The 18,516-nt window shown below is 63.4% G+C and carries 18 protein-coding genes; 6 read left to right on the forward strand and 12 right to left on the reverse strand.

What is annotated here, in order from left to right; genetic code table 11:
- Positions 1-18 precede the first annotated feature (18 nt).
- The 4 genes from pdxH (at position 19) to ACZ0BA_RS19535 (ending at position 4,471) form a co-directional block, all read left to right on the forward strand.
- Positions 19-1,266 (forward strand): pyridoxamine 5'-phosphate oxidase, encoded by a 1,248-nt coding sequence (gene pdxH, locus ACZ0BA_RS19520; RefSeq protein ID WP_463452854.1) that lies wholly within the window; start codon positions 19-21, stop codon positions 1,264-1,266.
- Positions 1,267-1,361: 95 nt separating this feature from the next.
- Positions 1,362-2,576 carry a class I SAM-dependent methyltransferase gene (locus ACZ0BA_RS19525; RefSeq protein ID WP_463454794.1) on the forward strand — a complete coding sequence of 405 codons (1,215 nt, stop codon included), beginning with the start codon at positions 1,362-1,364 and terminating at the stop codon, positions 2,574-2,576.
- A 97-nt stretch (positions 2,577-2,673) separates the two neighbouring features.
- A complete protein-coding gene (locus tag ACZ0BA_RS19530; RefSeq protein ID WP_463452855.1) occupies positions 2,674-3,177 on the forward strand; it encodes a flavin reductase family protein in 504 nt (167 codons plus the stop codon).
- A 109-nt stretch (positions 3,178-3,286) separates the two neighbouring features.
- Entirely contained in the window at positions 3,287-4,471 is a 1,185-nt protein-coding gene (locus ACZ0BA_RS19535) for an acyl-CoA dehydrogenase (RefSeq protein WP_090325377.1), read from the forward strand.
- A 72-nt stretch (positions 4,472-4,543) separates the two neighbouring features.
- On the opposite strand, the gene ACZ0BA_RS19540 is transcribed toward ACZ0BA_RS19535, so the two are convergent.
- From ACZ0BA_RS19540 to ACZ0BA_RS19595, 12 genes are all read right to left on the reverse strand, one after another.
- On the reverse strand, positions 4,544-5,242 hold the full coding sequence (locus tag ACZ0BA_RS19540) for an OmpW/AlkL family protein (protein WP_463452856.1): 699 nt from the start codon (positions 5,240-5,242) through the stop codon (positions 4,544-4,546).
- 72 nt (positions 5,243-5,314) lie between these two features.
- Positions 5,315-6,694 (reverse strand): SGNH/GDSL hydrolase family protein, encoded by a 1,380-nt coding sequence (locus tag ACZ0BA_RS19545; RefSeq protein WP_463452857.1) that lies wholly within the window; start codon positions 6,692-6,694, stop codon positions 5,315-5,317.
- 183 nt (positions 6,695-6,877) lie between these two features.
- Complete coding sequence (locus ACZ0BA_RS19550; RefSeq protein WP_463452858.1) at positions 6,878-8,365, reverse strand: alpha/beta hydrolase family protein; 1,488 nt, start codon at positions 8,363-8,365, stop codon at positions 6,878-6,880.
- 241 nt (positions 8,366-8,606) lie between these two features.
- Positions 8,607-9,677, reverse strand: coding sequence for an L-threonylcarbamoyladenylate synthase (locus ACZ0BA_RS19555; protein WP_463452859.1), 1,071 nt, complete (start codon positions 9,675-9,677; stop codon positions 8,607-8,609).
- On the reverse strand, positions 9,674-10,882 hold the full coding sequence (locus ACZ0BA_RS19560; RefSeq protein WP_463452860.1) for a 5-(carboxyamino)imidazole ribonucleotide synthase: 1,209 nt from the start codon (positions 10,880-10,882) through the stop codon (positions 9,674-9,676). Before ACZ0BA_RS19560 ends, ACZ0BA_RS19555 begins: the two co-directional genes overlap by 4 nt.
- A 24-nt stretch (positions 10,883-10,906) precedes the next feature.
- Complete coding sequence (gene purE / locus ACZ0BA_RS19565; protein ID WP_463452861.1) at positions 10,907-11,419, reverse strand: 5-(carboxyamino)imidazole ribonucleotide mutase; 513 nt, start codon at positions 11,417-11,419, stop codon at positions 10,907-10,909.
- Between the two features lies 1 nt (position 11,420).
- Positions 11,421-12,314 carry a phosphoribosylaminoimidazolesuccinocarboxamide synthase gene (locus ACZ0BA_RS19570; RefSeq protein WP_463452862.1) on the reverse strand — a complete coding sequence of 298 codons (894 nt, stop codon included), beginning with the start codon at positions 12,312-12,314 and terminating at the stop codon, positions 11,421-11,423.
- A gap of 107 nt (positions 12,315-12,421) precedes the next feature.
- Positions 12,422-13,486 (reverse strand): class II fructose-bisphosphate aldolase, encoded by a 1,065-nt coding sequence (gene fba, locus ACZ0BA_RS19575; protein ID WP_090325362.1) that lies wholly within the window; start codon positions 13,484-13,486, stop codon positions 12,422-12,424.
- Between the two features lie 77 nt (positions 13,487-13,563).
- A complete protein-coding gene (gene pyk, locus ACZ0BA_RS19580; protein ID WP_463452863.1) occupies positions 13,564-15,009 on the reverse strand; it encodes a pyruvate kinase in 1,446 nt (481 codons plus the stop codon).
- A gap of 265 nt (positions 15,010-15,274) precedes the next feature.
- A complete protein-coding gene (locus ACZ0BA_RS19585) occupies positions 15,275-16,492 on the reverse strand; it encodes a phosphoglycerate kinase (RefSeq protein WP_463452864.1) in 1,218 nt (405 codons plus the stop codon).
- A 67-nt stretch (positions 16,493-16,559) separates the two neighbouring features.
- Positions 16,560-16,904 (reverse strand): AzlD domain-containing protein, encoded by a 345-nt coding sequence (locus ACZ0BA_RS19590; RefSeq protein ID WP_463452865.1) that lies wholly within the window; start codon positions 16,902-16,904, stop codon positions 16,560-16,562.
- The gene (locus ACZ0BA_RS19595; RefSeq protein ID WP_463452866.1) at positions 16,897-17,682 is read right to left on the reverse strand and encodes an AzlC family ABC transporter permease; all 786 of its coding nucleotides are present in this window, start codon (positions 17,680-17,682) and stop codon (positions 16,897-16,899) included. The genes ACZ0BA_RS19590 and ACZ0BA_RS19595 overlap by 8 nt, the downstream gene beginning before the upstream one ends.
- A 147-nt stretch (positions 17,683-17,829) precedes the next feature.
- Between ACZ0BA_RS19595 and ACZ0BA_RS19600 the strand changes: the two genes are divergently transcribed.
- Together ACZ0BA_RS19600 and ACZ0BA_RS19605 are read left to right on the forward strand one after the other, a co-directional pair.
- Positions 17,830-18,042: a zinc-finger domain-containing protein gene (locus ACZ0BA_RS19600; RefSeq protein WP_463452867.1), complete on the forward strand. Its 213-nt coding sequence runs from the start codon at positions 17,830-17,832 to the stop codon at positions 18,040-18,042.
- A 37-nt stretch (positions 18,043-18,079) separates the two neighbouring features.
- The gene (locus tag ACZ0BA_RS19605; protein WP_463452868.1) at positions 18,080-18,508 is read left to right on the forward strand and encodes a YybH family protein; all 429 of its coding nucleotides are present in this window, start codon (positions 18,080-18,082) and stop codon (positions 18,506-18,508) included.
- The last annotated feature ends 8 nt before the right edge of the window (positions 18,509-18,516 follow it).

Raw genomic sequence — 18,516 nt, forward strand, 5'->3', positions numbered from 1 at the left:
AGACCAAGCCCCCACGCCATGAGCAACGCAGAGAATAAACCACTGTTCGACACCGCCCCCGATTTCAGCCAGCCGATAGCAGTCTTGAAACATTGCCACGACCGCATCCGCAAGCAATTGTCGACGATGCAAAACCTGCTGACCCACCTGCCCGCGCACGGCGCCGATGCCGAGGCGCAAAAAGCCGCGCAGGCCGTGCTCAAGTATTTCAACAACGCGGCCCACCTGCACCACGACGACGAAGAGCAAAACCTGATGCCGATGTTGCAGGCCACCGCCCGCGACGCCGACGCCGCGCTGCTCGACGCGCTGGTGCCCGGCATCCTGGCCGACCACCAGGACATGGACAAGGACTGGGAAATCGTCCGCGCCCAGCTGGAAAAAATCGCCGCCGGAGACAGCGCCGAGCTGTCCGCGCCGGACGTGCAGCGGTTCTGCGACGCCTACACTGCCCACATGGCCAAGGAGGAAGCGAACATCGCGCCGATGGCCAAGCGCCTGTTCAGCCCGGAACAAATGGCGCAACTGGGCAGCGCGATGCAACTGCGGCGCGGCATCACGCCCGAGCTGCCGCAAAGCCAGGTGCCCGAACAGAAACAGGTGGCGGTCGCCCACGCCGTGGCCGACGGCGTGGTGCTGGCCGATTTGCGCCTTGACTATGGCCGCGCCAGCCTGACGGAAGCGGACGTGCTCGACGACCCGATCGCCCAGTTCGGCAAGTGGTTCGACGAGGCGCTGCACGCCAAGGTCAACGAGCCGAACGCGATGAGCGTTGCCACGGTGGACGCCGACGGCAAGCCGACCTCGCGCATTGTTTTGATCAAGCAATTCGATCCGCGCGGCTTTACCTGGTACACCAATTACGAAAGCCAAAAGGGCCGGCAATTGCGCGACAACCCGCACGCGGCGCTGCTATTCTTTTGGAACGAACTCGAGCGTCAAGTGCGCATCGAAGGCAAGGTCGTCAAAACTTCGGCCGAGGAAAGCGATCAATACTTCCAGAGCCGGCCGGTGAAGAGCCAGATCGCCGCGATCGCGTCGCGGCAGAGCGAGCCCATCGCCAACCGGGAACAGATGGAAGCCAATTACGACGCCACGGCCGCCGTCAGCGGCGAGCATCCGGTGCGGCCCGCCCACTGGGGCGGTTACCGTCTGGAGCCGGTGCGCATCGAGTTTTGGCAGGGGCGGCGTTCGCGCTTCCACGACCGGATTGTGTACGTGAAACAGGCAGATGGCAGCTGGATCAAGGAGCGCTTGCAGCCGTAACCACGGCCGGCGAATGCGCGCCGATTCGGAATCCGGACCATCGCTTGCGGTGGTCTTTTTTATTTCTGAACCGGAGGTGTATCGTGCTGGCACAAGTGTTCGTACAAAATCGATTCAGCGCCTGGATCGCCGGCATCCGGCGGCAGATTGCGCTGCCGCTGCGGATTGAATTGTGGAACGGTCAGTGCGTCGACTTTTCCAGCGAGCCGCCGCGCGTGACGATACGCCTGCCCAACGTATCGGCCGCGCGCTACCTGCTCAAGCCGTCGCTGGCCAACCTGGGCACGGCGTACGTGGAAGGCGCGATCGAGGTCAAGGGCGCGGCGCGCGACATGATCGCGGTCGTCAACGCGCTGGCGCGCACCACGCTCAAGCCGGAGCGCAAGTTTTCGCGGCTGGCGCGCGGCATCAAGCACGACAAGCAAAAGGACGCCGAGGCGATCCGCTACCACTACGACGTCTCCAACGATTTCTACGCGCAATTCCTCGATCCGAGCCTGGTCTATTCCTGCGCCTACTTCGAGAACGGCGACGAGGACCTGACCACCGCCCAGCTCAAGAAGATCGACCACATCCTGCGCAAGATCGCGCTGGCGCCGCAGCACACGCTGCTCGACATCGGCTGCGGCTGGGGCGCGCTGGTGATCCGCGCCGCGCAGCAATACGGCGTGCGCTGCGTCGGCGTCACCTTGTCGGAAAACCAGTGCGCGCTGGCGCGGCAGCGGGTGCGGGAGGCCGGTCTCGAGCACCTGATCGAGATCCGCCTGCAGGACTATCGCGAAGTGCGCGGACAATTCGACCGCATCACCAGCGTCGGCATGTTCGAGCATGTCGGCTTGCGGCATTTGCCGGAATACTTCGCCGCCATCGAGCGGCTGCTGGCGCCGGAAGGCCTGGTGATGAATCACGGCATCACGTCCACCGATCCGGACAACGCACAGACGCCGTACGGCGGCGGCGAGTTCATCGACAAATATGTATTCCCGCATGGGGAGCTGGCGCATGTCGGCAGCGTGCTCAAGGCGATGCAGCAAGGCGGCCTGGAGGCCTACGACGTGGAAAACCTGCGCCGCCATTACGCCCGCACCTGCGCCATCTGGACCGACAATTTCGAAGCGCAGGCCGAGCGGCTGCGCGCGCTGGGCGGAGACAAGCGCTACCGCATTTGGCACGTGTACCTGGCCGGTTGCAGCTACGCGTTCGAGCAGGACTGGATCAGTCTGTATCAGATCGTCGGCCACAAGGCCGGCCAGCGCGGCGGCACATTGCCCTGGTCGCGCAAATACATGTACCCGCCAGCCGGTAAGTGAACGCGCCCCAACAGCACAGGTAGCACCCCCGGGAGCAGGGGTAATCCGTCGCGGCCGCAAATCTTTGGCATAATGGCTAAAAGAACCCAGGCCGACCATGCATACCATCTCCCCCCGCGCTGAAGAACGCGCTTTCGACACCGCCCATTTCCGTCAGGCGCTGGGCCAGTTCGCCACCGGCGTGACCGTGATCACCACCCGGCTGGCGGACGGGACGTTTCGCGGCCTGACCGCCAGTTCCTTCAACTCGGTCTCGCTCGATCCGCCGCTGGTGCTGTGGAGCCTGTCGAACGGCGCCAACAGCATGCCTATCTTCACGGGTAACTCCCATTACGTCATCAACGTGCTCAGCGCCGGCCAGGCCCATCTGGCCAAGCTGTTCGCCACGCGCGGCAGCAATCCGTGGGAAAGCGTCGAATACGAGCTGTCGCGCACCGGCCATCCCATCCTCAAGGGCGGATCGGCCTGGTTCGAATGCCATAACCGCAGCCGCTATCCCGAGGGCGACCACGTCATCTTCGTCGGCGAGGTCGAGTTGTGCGAATTTACGCCGGCGCCGCCGCTGATCTTCCACGGCGGCCAGTTCGGCAGCCTGGGCTGAAGTCACCGCGGCAACGTCGAAAAACGGAAATTGGTGTCGCCATTTGGAAAGCCGGGGTCAGCGGCGCGGCATAGAATGCTGGCAGCATTCACCATAATGAGAGACCACCATGAGCCAAGCCCGCGCCCAATTCCACTGGGATGACCCTTTGTTGCTAGATCAGCAACTGACCGACGACGAGCGCATGGTGCGCGACGCCGCCGCAGCGTATTGCCAGGACAAGCTGGCGCCGCGCATCCTGGAGGCGTTCCGCCATGAGAAGATGGACACGTCGATCTTCCGCGAAATGGGCGAGCTGGGCCTGCTGGGCCCGACCATTCCCGACCAATATGGCGGTCCCGGCCTGAACTACGTGTCCTACGGCCTGATCGCGCGCGAAGTCGAACGCGTCGATTCCGGCTACCGCTCGATGATGAGCGTGCAATCGTCGCTGGTGATGGTGCCGATCTTCGAATTCGGCACCGAGGCGCAGCGCCAGAAATACCTGCCGAAACTGGCGACCGGCGAGTGGATCGGCTGCTTCGGCCTGACCGAGCCCAACCACGGTTCCGATCCTGGTTCGATGATTACCCGCGCCAAGAAAGTGCCGGGCGGCTATGCACTGACCGGCGCCAAGATGTGGATCACCAATTCGCCGGTGGCCGACGTGTTCGTGGTGTGGGCCAAGGACGACGAAGGCGCGATCCGTGGCTTCGTGCTGGAAAAAGGCATGGCCGGCCTGAGCGCCCCCGCCATCCACGGCAAGTTCGGCCTGCGCGCCTCGCTGACCGGCGAGATCGTCATGGACAACGTGTTCTGCCCTGAAGAAAACGCCTTCCCGGACGTGCGCGGCCTGAAGGGCCCGTTCACCTGCCTGAATTCGGCGCGCTACGGCATCGCCTGGGGTGCGCTGGGCGCGGCCGAGGCCTGCTGGCACATCGCCCGCCAGTACGTGCTGGACCGCTCGCAGTTCGGCCGTCCGCTGGCCGCCAACCAGCTGGTGCAAAAGAAACTGGCCGACATGCAGACCGAAATCACGCTAGGCTTGCAGGGCTGTTTGCAGCTGGGCCGCATGAAGGACGCCGGCACGGCAGCGGTGGAAATCACCTCGATGATGAAGCGCAATTCGTGCGGCAAGTCGCTCGACATCGCCCGCGTGGCGCGCGATATGCTCGGCGGTAACGGCATCTCGGACGAGTTCGGCGTGATCCGCCACATGGTCAACCTGGAAGTGGTCAACACCTACGAGGGCACGCACGACATCCACGCCTTGATCCTGGGCCGCGCGCAGACCGGCATCCAGGCATTCCAGTAAGTCCCGGCCACGGACGAAAAAAAACCGCTGCAGAACATCGCAGCGGTTTTTTTTATCCGGTCCAGCCAGCAATCAGAAATTGAAGCCCTTGAAGTTGTAACCAATGCTGACGCTCACGGCCAGCGGATCGAGGCGGATGTCCTGGTTCTGGCCGGTCGAGAAATGCACCTGGGTCTTGAGCTTGGTCTTGATCACGGTCGCATCGACAAACCACTGCTCGTTGATCTTGACCGTGGCGCCGATCTGGTAGCTGGCCGCCCATTTGTCGTCGACCTTGAAGGTCGCGCCCGGGCCGCCGGTGTTCAGGATCGCCGTCAGCTGGCCCGAACCGCGTTCCTTCTGGAAGTGCGCGTAGGTGATGCCGAGGCCGACATACGGCCGGAACATCGCGTTGGCCGGCAGGAAGCGATACTGGATAAACGCGGTCGGCGGCAACACTTCCGACGTGCCCAGCTTGCCCGTGCCCTCGATCGATCCGGCGCCGACCAGGTCGTGCTTGTACGGCAGGCCCAGGTCGAGTTCGGCCGAGATATTGTCGGTCACCATGTAGGCGAACGCGAAGCGCGGCTTGGTGTCCGGATCGATATCGGCCTTGGTGCCGGGCAGCGCCGGCGCCGACACGTCGCCGGACTTGACCTTCGGCGTGATTTTATTGATACCGGCGGTGGCAAGCCAAGTGCCGGCGGTTTGTTGCGCCGACGCGGCCGTGGCCACCGACATCGCGGCGGCCAGCGCCAGCAGTTTTACGGTGGTGTTGAAACCCTTGTTCATATCGTCTCCTGATTTTTTATATAGTTGTCCGGCGCGCCGCCTTGGACGGCGGCGTCACCTGCGACGACAGAATTACAGCCAGCCCTTGGTCACCAGGCTTCTGGAAACGTAGCGGGCCAGCAGCAGGTTGTTGAACGGGGTCGGGTGGACTTCATCGGCGAACGAGTAGTGGCTGACATCGCCCGATTTGAGATTGCCGCCATTGCACGCCAGCGACGTGCCCAGCGGGTTCTTGGCGACGCTCAGGTCGCACGCCGGCTCGGTCACGTTGGTCAGGCCGTAGGGGCCGGGATTGGTCGCCTGGTCGTGGCTGACGGCGAACACGTCGACGATCAGGACCTTCGATTCGGCCGACAGCCCGGCGGTCAGCGCGTTGTTGAAGGCGCTCACCATGGCGTTGATCAGCGCCTGGGTGGCGGCCGACTGGCCACGGCCCGACGGCGTGGTGGCCACGTCCGGCAGATTATTCACCGTCACGTAGTTGGCGCCGTTGGCGAGGATCTGCGTCTTGACCAGGTTGGCCAATTCCGTCCCGGCGGCGCCCAGCGCGGCGACCAGTTCAGGTCCCTTGGCGGTGGCGTAGTCCAGTCCGGCCTTGTTGCCGGCGGCGGTAGCGTCGGCGGTGGCCTTGGCGACCATCGGTCCGTAGACGGTTTGCGAGGCGACGGCCGAGTTACCCGGCTGAACGGCGGCGGCGCCGATGGCGACCTGGGTGATGCTGGCCTGGGTGCTGCCGGCGCGCGCCGCTTCGGTCTGCGCGGCAAAACCGATCGCTTGCGCGGCGGTCTGCGGATTGGTCGCGCCAGCGGCCAGTTGCGGCACCAGGCTCTGCAAGTAGACAGGACCGCCGGCGGCGGTACCGGCGGCGGTGGCGCCGGCGCTCAGCGCGGCCAGCTGGAACAGCACATCGTTGCCGCCTGCCATGACGAAGACCATCTCGTCACCCTTGAACTTGCCGCCGACCGCCTTCAGGTGGTTCGCCACCTGGGTAACGACGGGAATGGTCAACGCGCCCAGCGCGCTGCCGGCCAATTTATTGCCGGGGCCAACCGGATTGGTGACGCGGGAACCGCCCTGGGCATAGCCATAGCAGCCGGCGTGGGCCACCTGCGGCACCGAGAAGCCCTTGGAGGCGTCGCCGTCGAGGCCGGTGACGGCCGCGCATGGCGCCGCCACACCCAGCTGGGCGGCGACCAGTTCGGTCCAGTTCTTGCCGGTCAGGGTCGGGGAAATGGCGGTGTTGTCGCCGTTGATGGTGAATTTGCCGCCTTTGAGCGCAGCCACGGTGCCGACGGCATACGAGCCCACATCGGACAGGCTATCGCCGAAGGACACCTGGGCGCTGTACTTGTTTTTGATGCTTTGATCACCCGGTTTCGGGTCGGCGCTGCCGCCGCAACCGGCCAGGACGGCCAAAGTCATTGCAGCGAGTGCAAATTTGGTGTTGCGCATGTTGTCTCCTGTAAATATCTTTTTATGGTTTGATACGAACGAGCGTGCTATTCGCATCCCAACTAATATGCCAGCCTTATCGATACTTGTATAGGAAAACACCTGACAAACGCAATAGTTGTGAGCAAAAAAGAACAGTTGCTCGGCTATCCCGTTGCAAGTTTAATCTTCATCAATGCCGCGCTAGCGGTTTGGGGCAGAATCGAAAAACGCACGTGCCTCACGCACGCAAAACGGCGCGACGAGGCCCGCATGATAACTGTCCTTGACCGACTTGTTGGCGAAGCGCAGCGCCTCCTTGGCAGCGGCGAATTGCAGCCGCGTGCTCAAATACGGCGCGGTCAGCGACGTTTCCTCCAGATCGAGGCCCGTGATCGCCGTCGCGCCGCGCGCGGCAAAGTAGGCGCCCGCCGCCTTGGTGTTGGCAAAGGACACCACCGGATCGTCGGCGCCACCGCACAGGAACAGCGGCACGGCCGGCGCATAGGTGCGCAAATCGTTTTTCAGCAGCCAACGGCGCAGCGGTTGGGCCGGGGCGCAATCGAGCGGACTGGCGGCACTGGCGTTGCACGGATGGGCCTTCAGGTCGGCCAGGTAGGCGTCGCGGTAACTGGTCCTTATCAAGTGATCCGGACCGAAGAACGATGCGTAGCCGCTTGCCTGCGGCAACGAATCCTGCGCGAACAGCACATCGTCGGGCAGCTTGCCGGCGGCCACCAGGTCGCCGAAGCCGCGCGTGCCCGGCAGCAGCGTGTCGATGCCGGTCGCGTACTTGGCCTCATAGATATCGGCCGTGCTGGAATAGAGCGCCGCGCCGGCGCGCTGGCCGGCATTGATCACCAGCGGCAGGAAGCCGGTCGCGCCGACCGTCGGCGCGCCGCTGAAAATGGTGTCGCCGGCCAGCAGCAGCGCATACGGGCCGGACAGCGGCGCGGCGGCGGTCACGGCGAACTCGCCTGCGTACCCTGTCTGCATCGCGCGCTGCGTCGCCAGCGCCACATAGCCGCCTTGCGAATAGCCGGTCACCATCAGCCGGCTCGACGCGGCCGCCTTCATCGAGCCGAAGGCGGTGCGGGCGGCGCGCAAGGCATCAACCATATCGCTCGATTGCTGGGCGGCGTCGAGGTAGGCGTGATAGCCCAGTGACGAGCCCGCATATCCAGCATAGTTCGGCGCCACCACGATGTAGCCCTGGGCGGCGAACAAGGCGGCGATCATCAGCGGCTCGCTGGCCGACAGGTCGGCCATGTCGGTGCTCTTTTTCACGGAGGTGCCGTGCGCATACAACAGCACGGGCCGGCTGCCCTGGCAGGCCGCGTCCTTGCCGGAAGGGATCATGATGGCGGTGCTGGCATCGGTGTCGGCAGCCATCGCGTCGACGGTATGGTATTTGAGTGTGTAAGTGGTGACCGCACACACGGGCGTGCTGGTGACATTGGTACCCAACACCACGGACGCGTCGACCAGCGACTTCAGTTCACCGGGTTCCAGCGTATTGGCGGAGACGCCGCTGGCCAGCGTGGCCGGCACCAGGGTCGCGCCGCCGATGGGCGCCCCGCGCGGCGGCGGCGCAGGTTGCAAGACCGGCGGTTGTACCACCACCGCGCCATTGCTCTGGCCGTTTGATCCGCCCCCACCGCCGCACGACGCCAACACCAACGGCAGCCACATGACCCTCAATCCAGCCCAGCGCATACGCCCCCCAATGCAAGATGGCCGGGCGAGCTTTTCGGCCGACAACAATTCATCTTAGCACTGGATTCCGCAAACTTTACACAAACCAGGCGAACAGAACACCCCAAAAACCATCGGGGTCAGTTCCGACATTCGGACAATGGCTAAAAAGGGAACTTTTAGCTGGTGAAAAGTTCCAGGAAAGTCCGAACCTCGGAACTGACACCGGTTTTGCGAGTTATTGCAGCAGGGAGTCGATGACGCCCGCAGAGCCGAACACGGAACGGCGCAGGCGGTCATTGACGCCCAGCCATTGCGCATCTTGCGGCGGGGTTTCGACCAGGATCACGTCCGATCCGGTCTGGTCCATGTCGCGCAAGGCGGCGTAGAGGCCGTAGGCGTAGCCGGCCGGATCGGCGGGCAGGATTTGCTGGCTCGGCACCAGCGCTGGCAGCGCGTGGCTGATGACCGCGACCTTGACGCCTTTGGCTTGCAGCCGTGGCAGCGTTGCCGTCAACGCCAAGCTGTCGAGCATGGTCACCGGCGTGCGCGGCGCGTAATGCGATTCCAGCGTGCCGGATGCGCGCGGCGCGGCCTGGTCGGGCGCCGCCGGCAGTGTGCCGATGACGTCGGCGATCTGCCCGGCGCTGATATGGCCGGGACGCAGCAGCACCGGGCCGTGCGTCGCCAGACGCGACAGGTCGACGATGGTCGATTCGATGCCCACCTGGCTGGGACCGCCCTCGAGCACGGTCGTCAATAAGGCGGCCGAACAGCCGTCATCGCCCGTTATCGAGCCCTCATCCTCGTCGTCCAGCGCGAACTCGTCGCGCACGTGCTGGGCCGTGGTCGGGCTGACGTTGCCGAATTTGTTGGCCGACGGCGCGGCCACACCGCCCTTGCCGCCCTTGAAGGCGCTCAGCAAGGCGATCGCGACCGGATGCGACGGGCAGCGGATGCCGACCGTGTCCTGGCCGCCGGAGACGGCGTCGGGAATATGAGAGGCGCGTTTCAAAATCAAGGTCAGCGGTCCCGGCCAGAAGGCGGCAACCAGTTGCCGCGCTTCTTGCGGGATATCGGTAACCCAATAGTCCAGGTCGGCGCCGGGGGCCACATGCACGATCACCGGGTGGTCGTTGGGGCGGCCCTTGGCCTGGTAAATCCGCGCCACGGCGGCCGGATTTTCGGCGTCGGCGCCCAGGCCGTAGACGGTCTCGGTCGGAAAGGCGACCAGGCCGCCCTCCTCGAGAACCGCCGCCGCTGCCGTAATGTCGGCGGCGTCGGCTACCGAGGGATGCTGTTTTTTCACGGCGCGATACCCAGAATGGCGCAGGCGGCGTCGAGCTGGCGCTGCGCTTCGTCCAGTGTCGGCGCGACAATGGTCAGGTGACCCATCTTGCGGGCACGGCGCGGATCGTCCTTGCCGTACAGATGCAGACACGCGCCCGGCAGCGCCAGGATGCGGTCCCAGGCCGGTTCACGGGTGTTGTCACTGTCGTCCTCGAACCAGACATCGCCGAGGATGTTGAGCATCACGGCCGGCGAGTGCTGGCGGACATCGCCCAGCGGCAAGCGCGCCATCGCGCGGACCTGCTGCGCGAACTGGCTGGTGACGCAGGCGTCCATGGTGTAGTGGCCGCTGTTGTGCGGACGCGGCGCCATCTCGTTGACCACCAGGCTGCCGTCGGTCAGCACGAAGAATTCGATGCACAGCACGCCGACATAGCCGAGCTCGGCCACGATCGCCTGCGCCGCCTGCTGCGCCACCTTGGCGCTGGCGTCGGAAACGTTGGGGCCCGGCACCGTGGTGGTGAACAGGATGCCGTCGCGGTGGACGTTCTCGGCGATCGGATACACCACCGACGCGCCGTCGGCGCCGCGCGCGGTCAGCACCGACACTTCGTAGGCCAGCGGCAGCATTTTTTCCAGCAGGCAGGTGACCTTGTCCATGCTTTCAAACGCGGCGCGCACGTCCGCGCGCGACTTCACGCGGACCTGGCCCTTGCCGTCGTAACCCATGCGCACGGTCTTGAGGATGCCCGGCAGCAGATCGTCGGCGATATCGTCGATATCCTGCTGCGATGCGATCACTTTGTGCGGCGCCGGCATCACGCCCGAGCGCGGCGCGCAATCGACAAAGAATTTCTTCTCGGCGATGCGGTCCTGCGCCACCGATACGCCATGCGCGTTGGGGGCCACGAATACGTGCTCCGCCAGCCGCGACAGGCTGTCGGCGGGCACGTTCTCGAATTCGGTCGTGACGGCCAGACACTGCGCGGCCAGCGCATCCAATCCCGCGGCATCGCTGTAGCCGGCGTTGACCAGGCGCTGCGCGACCTGTCCCGCAGGACATTCATCGGCAGGCTCGAGCACGGCGACCTGATAGCCCATGCTCTGGGCGGCCTGGGCGAACATGCGGCCCAGCTGACCGCCGCCCATCACACCCAGCCACGCCGCCGGATTGGCGGCGGGCAGCAACGGAGCGGACTCCGTGGAAAACTCTTTACTCGTCATAGTCAAAGCGCGTATTCAGGCGGATTATTCAAGCGGCAGCGTCATGGCCTTGGCGGCGTCGGTCTGCGTCACGCGGAAGGCTTCCAGCTTGTCGGCCAGCGCGTCGTCGTTGGCGGCGATCATTGCCACGGCCGTCAGCGCGGCATTGGCGGCGCCCGCTTCGCCGATGGCGAAAGTCGACACCGGCACGCCCTTCGGCATCTGCACGATGGACAACAGCGAATCCTCGCCGCGCAGATACTTCGACGGCACCGGCACGCCCAGCACCGGCACGATGGTCATTGCCGCGACCATGCCCGGCAGGTGCGCAGCACCGCCGGCGCCGGCGATGATGGCGCGCAAGCCGCGCGCGCGTGCGCTTTTCGCGTACGCATACATCTCGTCCGGCATGCGGTGCGCGGAAATAACCTGCGCCTCGAACGGCACGCCGAACTGTTTGAGGACGGCGACCGCGTTCTGCATCACGTCCCAGTCCGAGGACGAGCCCATGATGACGCCGACCAGCGGCTTGGCGGTGGAGTTGTTAGCGTCCGCCATCTCAGGCCTTCAGCTTCTGGCCGGTCAGACGCTCGATCGCCTCGAAGTACTTGGCCTGGGTCTTGTCGATGACGTCGGCCGGCAGCGCAGGCGCCGGCGCGGTCTTGCCCCAGTCCAGCGTTTCCAGGTAATCGCGCACGAATTGTTTGTCGAACGACGGCGGCGACATGTCGGGCGCGTACGAATCGGCAGGCCAGAAGCGCGACGAGTCGGCCGTCAGCACTTCGTCCATCAGGTGCATGACGCCGTTTTCGTCCAGGCCGAATTCAAATTTGGTGTCGGCAATGATGATGCCGCGCGTGGCCGCGTAGTCCGCAGCGGCCGTGTACAACTTGATGCTGATATCGCGCATTTTGGCGGCCAGTTCGGCGCCGATGCGGCTTTCCATGTCGGCAAAGCTGATGTTCTCGTCGTGCTCGCCCAGATCGGCTTTCGCGGCCGGGGTGAACAGCGGCTCAGGCAATTTCTCCGCCTGGCGCAGGCCGGCAGGCAGCTCGATGCCGCAGATGCTGCCGGTGGCCTGGTAATCCTTCCAGCCCGAACCGATGATGTAACCGCGCACGACCGCCTCGACCATGATCGGTTTCAGACGCTTGGCGACCACTGCGCGGCCCTTGACCTGCTCCACCTCATCGGCTGCGACCACCGACTCCGGCGCGACGCCGGTCAGGTGGTTCGGCACGATGTGGCCCAGTTTCTCGAACCAGAAATCGCTCATCTGGTTCAAGACCATGCCCTTGCCAGGGATAGGCTCGTTCATGACAACGTCGAAGGCGGACAAGCGGTCGGTGGTGACGATCAGAATTTTATCGTCGCCGACGGCGTAGTTGTCGCGGACTTTGCCATGGCCGAGCAGTGGCAGGGATTTGATGGAGGATTGGTAAAGGCTGTTCATAGCGGAGAATGTATTAACCAAACGTAGAAAAAGCGAAAACCGGCGACAAGGAAACCTTGCCAGCCGGTCAAGAGATTCGGGCAACCTTCGCCCGTCCAACCCGAATTTTACTTCACAATCTGTTGCAGTTCGCCGGCCTTGTAACGTTCGGCCATTTTTTCCAGCGTCACTTGCTTGATTTTCGAGGCTTGTCCGGCGCAGCCGAACTGCTCGAAACGGGCGCGAACGATTTGTTCGGCGGCCAGACGCGCAGGCTTCAGGTAGTCGCGCGGATCGAACTTCGACGGGTTCTGGAACATGAACTGACGGATCGCGGCGGTCATCGCCAGGCGGATGTCGGTGTCGATGTTGATCTTGCGAACGCCGTGGCGGATGCCTTCTTGAATCTCTTCAACCGGCACGCCATAGGTTTCCTTCATGTCACCGCCGAATTCGCGGATGATGGCCAGCAGTTCCTGCGGCACCGACGACGAACCGTGCATCACCAGGTGGGTGTTCGGGATGCGTGCGTGGATTTCCTTGATGCGGTCGATCGCCAGGATGTCGCCGGTAGGCTTGCGGGTGAACTTGTAAGCGCCGTGCGAGGTACCGATGGCGATGGCCAGCGCGTCGCACTGGGTTTGCTTGACGAAGTCGGCGGCCTGGTTGACGTCGGTCAGCAGCTGCTCGCGGGTCATGGTGCCGTCGGCGCCGTGGCCGTCTTCCTTGTCGCCCTTCATGGTTTCCAGCGAACCGAGCACGCCCAGTTCGGCTTCCACCGTGACGCCGATGGCGTGCGAGAACTTGACCACTTCGCGCGACACTTCGACGTTGTACTCGTACGATGCGACCGATTTGCCGTCCGCTTCCAGCGAGCCGTCCATCATCACCGACGAGAAGCCGGAGCGGATCGCTGCCATGCAGACCGCCGGCGACTGGCCGTGATCCTGGTGCATAACGACCGGAATGTGTGGATAGGCTTCAATCGCGGCGTCGATCAGATGACGCAGGAACGCTTCGCCGGCATATTTGCGGGCGCCAGCGGATGCTTGCATGATGACCGGGCTGTCGAGCGCGTCGGCAGCAGCCATGATGGCTTGCACTTGTTCCAGATTGTTGACGTTGAAAGCAGGGATGCCATAGCCGTTTTCAGCGGCGTGGTCCAGCAGTTGACGCATGGATACGAGGGACATGATGTGTACTCCAAACAATAAAAAAACTTGGTTGCCGGAGCATTGCGCCCCCGTTTCGCGGGGGCGCGCTATCGGACTTACTTAATACCTACTTTGACGATCTTGAGCGCGTTGGTGCCGCCGGCCTGGCCCATCTGGCCGCCCCACGTCACAACGATCATATCGCCCTTCTTGACGATGCCGTTCTGCACCAACAAGTCTTCCGCCTGCTGCAACACGGCGGCGCTATCGCCAGCCTGCGCCAGATTGTAGGCCTTCACGTTACGGTAGAGCGCCGCCTTGCGCTGGGTCGTCACGCTCGGCGTCAACGCGTAGATCGGCGTGTCGATGTTGTGACGGCTCATCCACAGCGCGGTCGAACCGGACTCGGTCAGCGCGACGATCGCCTTGACCGCCAGGTGGTGCGCGGTGAACAGCGCGCCGTAGGCGATCGACTGGTCGATGCGGGTGAAGGTCACATTCAAAAAGTCGGCGTCGAGCTTGTTGTACTCGGACTGCTCGGCTTCCACGCAAATGGCGGCCATCATTTCCACGGTCTCGATCGGATAACGGCCCGAGGCGGTTTCCGCCGAGGTCATCACCGCGTCGGTACCGTCCAGCACGGCGTTGGCCACGTCGGACACTTCGGCGCGGGTCGGCACGGCGTTGAAGATCATCGACTCCATCATCTGGGTCGCGGTGATCGCCAGCTTGTTCGACTCGCGCGCCATCTTGATCATGCGCTTTTGCAACGCCGGCACGGCCGCGTTGCCCACTTCCACCGCCAGGTCGCCACGGGCGACCATGATGCCGTCGGAGGCGTCGAGGATCTCCTGCAGCACAGGGATCGCTTCGGCGCGCTCGATCTTGGCGATCATCATCGGCTTATGGTTGAACGGCTCGCCGGCGATATTGGCCAGCGTGCGCGCCATTTCCATGTCGGTTGCGCTTTTCGGGAACGAGATCGCCAGGTAATCGCACTGGAAACTCATTGCCGTCTTGATGTCTTCCATGTCCTTGGCGGTCAGCGCCGGCGCGGTCAGGCCGCCACCCTGGCGGTTGATGCCCTTGTTATTGGACAGCTCGCCACCGATTTTGACGGTGGTGAAGATTTCATGGCCGACGATCTTGTCGACCACCAGCACGATCAAGCCGTCGTTCAACAGCAGCTTGTCGTCGGCGCGCAAATCCTGCGGCAGCGCCTTGTAATCCAGACCGACGCGGTCCTGATTGCCCAGTTCGCCGTTCTCGCCCCACTTGGCGTCCAGGATGAACTTGTCGCCGTTGGTCAGATCGATCTTACCATTTTCAAATTTGCCCACGCGGATCTTCGGACCCTGCATGTCCGCCATGATCGCCACTTCGCGACCGCATTCGGCGGCCGCTTCACGCACCAGCTTGGCGCGGTCGATATGGTCCTGCGCCTTGCCGTGCGAGAAATTCAAACGCACGACATCCACCCCGGCGCGTATCATTTTTACCAGAACGTTGAAGTCTGTAGAGGCCGGGCCGATCGTTGCGACAATTTTGGTACTACGGGACATAGGATTCCTTGAGCGTTGGGTCATGCGGGCAGCTCCCGCAAAAGCGGCGGGGGCCAGGAAAAAACCAGGAAAAGCTGCACTGTAAGCTCGTGTTGAGCTTGGTGTCGCCCGGTTCGAAAGTGACAAAGCGGCTATTTTTGTAGCCAGACTACAAACCTTTGTAGCAAACTTTCACGAACCGGACTTTTTTCAGCTATTACTAGGATTTTACTGGCAATTTGCTACACCGCACGACCGTGCTTTTTACGTCACATTGACACTAAATTTATTGCACCGCAGCACGCTGCGTCAAGATTTCCACCGCCGGCAGCGTCTTGCCTTCCAAGAACTCCAGGAAAGCGCCGCCGCCGGTCGAGATATAGCCGATCTGTTCGGTGATGCCGTACTTGGCGATCGCCGCCAGCGTATCGCCGCCGCCCGCGATCGAGAAGGCCTTCGAGTTGGCGATCGCCAGCGCCAGCGTTTTGGTGCCTTCGCCGAACTGGTCGAACTCGAACACGCCGACCGGGCCGTTCCAGACGATGGTGCCGGCGGCGGCGATCTGCGCGGCCAGCGTGGCGGCGGTTTTAGGGCCGATATCGAGGATCATGTCGTCATCTGCGACGTCGGCCACGTCCTTGACGGTGGCGACGGCGGTTGGCGAGAATTCCTTGGCGCACACGACATCGACCGGAATCGGCACTTGGGCGCCGCGTTTGGCCATGATGTCGATGATGGCTTTGGCTTCTTCCACCAGCTCATTTTCCACCAGCGACTTGCCGATGTTCAGGCCGACAGCCTTCATGAAGGTGTTGGCGATGCCGCCGCCGACGATCAGATTATCGACCTTGTCGGCCAGCGCCTTGAGGATCGACAGCTTGGACGACACCTTGGAACCGGCGACGATGGCCAGCAGCGGACGGGCCGGGGCGCCCAGCGCCTTGCCCAATGCGTCCAGCTCGGCGGCCAGCAGCGGACCCGCCGACGCGACCGGCGCGAACTTGGCGATGCCGTGGGTCGATGCCTCGGCCCGGTGCGCGGTGCCGAAAGCGTCGTTGACATAGATATCGCACAACTTGGCCATTTTTTGCGCCAGTTCGTCGTTGTTCTTCTTCTCGCCCTTGTTGACGCGGACGTTTTCCAGCAGCACGACCTGGCCGGCTTGCAGGTTTTCCAGGCCGGCGCCGTCGACCCAGTTCTGTTTCAGCTCGACCGGCTGGCCCAGCAGTTCGGACAGGCGCGCGGCGACCGGCGCCAGGCTGTCTTCCGGTTTGAACTCGCCTTCGGTCGGACGGCCCAGGTGGGACGTGACCATCACCTTGGCGCCGGCGGCCACGGCCGCTTTGATCGCCGGAACGGATGCACGGATGCGCGTATCTTCGGTGATATTGCCCGCATCGTCCTGCGGCACGTTCAAGTCGGCACGGATGAAGACGCGCTTGCCTTGCAGCGCATTCTGGGCGATGAGATCTTGCAGACGGATGAAGTTCAAAACAGCGGACATGGCGACCCAAGGGTGAGTTGAAAGAAGAGCGCTATTTTACCGCAAGCCGAGCGGTGTTTTCTTGTTATTAAAATACAGGAACAAGGGTCGGCAGCAGCCGTAGTGCCGTAAAGAAAGCCATACCAAAGATGATCGTCTCGAGCATATTGCGCCGCAGCAAATAATAACCCGTGGCGAAGATCCCCGAGATTAATTTCAGGTTACTGAAATCGAGGACGGCGTGGCCGTCCGGGGCGAGCAGCAGATCCGGGGCGATAATCGCCGCCAGCGCGCAGGCTGGCGCATAGCGCAGCATTTCCTGCACCCGTTTGGGGATGGTGATGTGCTGGCCGATCAGCCAGAACGAGCTGCGCGTGGCGGCGGTGGCCAGCGCCAGCACGCCGATGACGACCCAGATTTCCCAATCAGCCATTTTTATTCCCCAGGCGGTTGCGCCACTTTTCCGTGCCCTCTTCCACCGCCATCGCCGTCAGCATGCCGACCAGCACGGCCAGCAACAATCCCAGTTTATAAGGCAAAGCGGCCGCGAGCACGGACACGACGCCGGCGACGACCACGCCGCACAACGCCGGCCGCCCTATCATCAACGGTATCATCACGCAAATGATGGCCAAGGTGCCGGCAAATCCCAGCCCCCATTCTGTCGGCACCGTGCTGCCGAGGAAAATGCCGGCGATCGACCCGACCTGCCAGGCTCCCCAGTTCGGATACATCAAGCCTTTCAGATAGGACAACTTCCCAACTTCCGGCGCTTCGGACGGATATTTTTGCAAAAACAGCGCCACCGTCAGATCACCGGAGACATAGCCGAGCAAAAACCGGCGCTTCCACGGAAGATGGGCGAAGTGCGGCGCCAGCAAGGCGGCAAAAATAACGAAACGAAGGTTAACGACGAACGCCGTCAGGAAAATGACCCAGATCGGCGCGCTGGCCGCGATCAACGGCAGCGCCGCCAACTGCGCCGAACCGGCGAACACCAGCAACGTCATGCCCAGCGCCTGCGGCACGGTCAAGCCCGACTTGACCATCGCGATGCCCACCACCAGGCCCCAGGCGCCGATGCCGAACAATGTGGGAGTGCCGACCTTCAGCCCTTCCCTCCAGGATGGCTCGTGATGTTCGGCCACATAACGCTCAGGGGGTTCGGGCCTGCGCGCGGGCGCGGGAGGTGTGCTGCTCGGTTCGGTCATGTGGCTGTAGGTGCGCTGGGGGTTGTGGCATTCCCGCCACAGAGCAGGCCACACCGGTATTGTAGAGGCGCTATTTTACCGATGATTTTTGCTCAATGCGCAATTCCGTTAAAATCGTGGTTTTCACGCCTTTCGGAGCATTACAACATGACCAACGCCAACACGTCCGCCCCAGCCGCCCCCAACGAAGTTGAGCTGGACGGCAAGGATCTGCCGGCACACTGCCCGAACCCAGCCATGCCGCTGTGGTCGTCGCACCCACGCGTGTTCCTGGAATTCAACAACGACGGCACCGCCAAATGCCCGTACTGCGGCACCGCCTACCGCCTCAAGCCGGGCACCGTGCTCGGTCACCATTAATCGATGCAGACCGCCCGCCGCGTCCTCCGGAGCCAGCATGCCCATTAAACGAGAAAAACAGTTGAACGGCAGCGCCGTCGAGGTGGAAACGGCGTTCTACGCCGCGCTCAACCGCGCCGACCTGGACGCTTTGATGGCCCTGTGGGCTGACGACGAAGAGATCGTCTGCGTCCATCCCGGCGGCACCCGGCTGATCGGCCACGCGGCGATCCGCGCGTCGTGGAGCAAGATCCTCGAACACGGCGGCCTGCACATCATGCCGTCGCAACTGCACGAAACCCACAATTTGATGAGTTCCGTGCACACGGTGGTCGAAGGCACGACGGCCGCCAGCGGCGAGCCGGCGCACCTGGTCGCCACCAACGTCTACGTCAAAACGCCGCGCGGCTGGCGCATCGTGCTGCACCACGTCTCGGTCGCGCCCGGTCCGGTGCCTGCCGACACGGCAGCGCAAGTGCTGCACTAACGCCACCG

The organism is Duganella sp. AC917 (genome assembly GCF_979258245.1).

Coding starts and splice junctions, on each gene's coding strand:
- pdxH (WP_463452854.1), top strand. CDS start 19: ATGAGCAACGCAGAGAATAAACCACTGTTCGACACCGCCCCCGATTTC.
- ACZ0BA_RS19530 (WP_463452855.1), top strand. CDS start 2,674: ATGCATACCATCTCCCCCCGCGCTGAAGAACGCGCTTTCGACACCGCC.
- ACZ0BA_RS19535 (WP_090325377.1), top strand. CDS start 3,287: ATGAGCCAAGCCCGCGCCCAATTCCACTGGGATGACCCTTTGTTGCTA.
- ACZ0BA_RS19540 (WP_463452856.1), bottom strand. CDS start 5,242: ATGAACAAGGGTTTCAACACCACCGTAAAACTGCTGGCGCTGGCCGCC.
- ACZ0BA_RS19545 (WP_463452857.1), bottom strand. CDS start 6,694: ATGCGCAACACCAAATTTGCACTCGCTGCAATGACTTTGGCCGTCCTG.
- ACZ0BA_RS19550 (WP_463452858.1), bottom strand. CDS start 8,365: ATGTGGCTGCCGTTGGTGTTGGCGTCGTGCGGCGGTGGGGGCGGATCA.
- ACZ0BA_RS19560 (WP_463452860.1), bottom strand. CDS start 10,882: ATGACGAGTAAAGAGTTTTCCACGGAGTCCGCTCCGTTGCTGCCCGCC.
- purE (WP_463452861.1), bottom strand. CDS start 11,419: ATGGCGGACGCTAACAACTCCACCGCCAAGCCGCTGGTCGGCGTCATC.
- ACZ0BA_RS19570 (WP_463452862.1), bottom strand. CDS start 12,314: ATGAACAGCCTTTACCAATCCTCCATCAAATCCCTGCCACTGCTCGGC.
- fba (WP_090325362.1), bottom strand. CDS start 13,486: ATGTCCCTCGTATCCATGCGTCAACTGCTGGACCACGCCGCTGAAAAC.
- pyk (WP_463452863.1), bottom strand. CDS start 15,009: ATGTCCCGTAGTACCAAAATTGTCGCAACGATCGGCCCGGCCTCTACA.
- ACZ0BA_RS19585 (WP_463452864.1), bottom strand. CDS start 16,492: ATGTCCGCTGTTTTGAACTTCATCCGTCTGCAAGATCTCATCGCCCAG.
- ACZ0BA_RS19590 (WP_463452865.1), bottom strand. CDS start 16,904: ATGGCTGATTGGGAAATCTGGGTCGTCATCGGCGTGCTGGCGCTGGCC.
- ACZ0BA_RS19595 (WP_463452866.1), bottom strand. CDS start 17,682: ATGACCGAACCGAGCAGCACACCTCCCGCGCCCGCGCGCAGGCCCGAA.
- ACZ0BA_RS19600 (WP_463452867.1), top strand. CDS start 17,830: ATGACCAACGCCAACACGTCCGCCCCAGCCGCCCCCAACGAAGTTGAG.
- ACZ0BA_RS19605 (WP_463452868.1), top strand. CDS start 18,080: ATGCCCATTAAACGAGAAAAACAGTTGAACGGCAGCGCCGTCGAGGTG.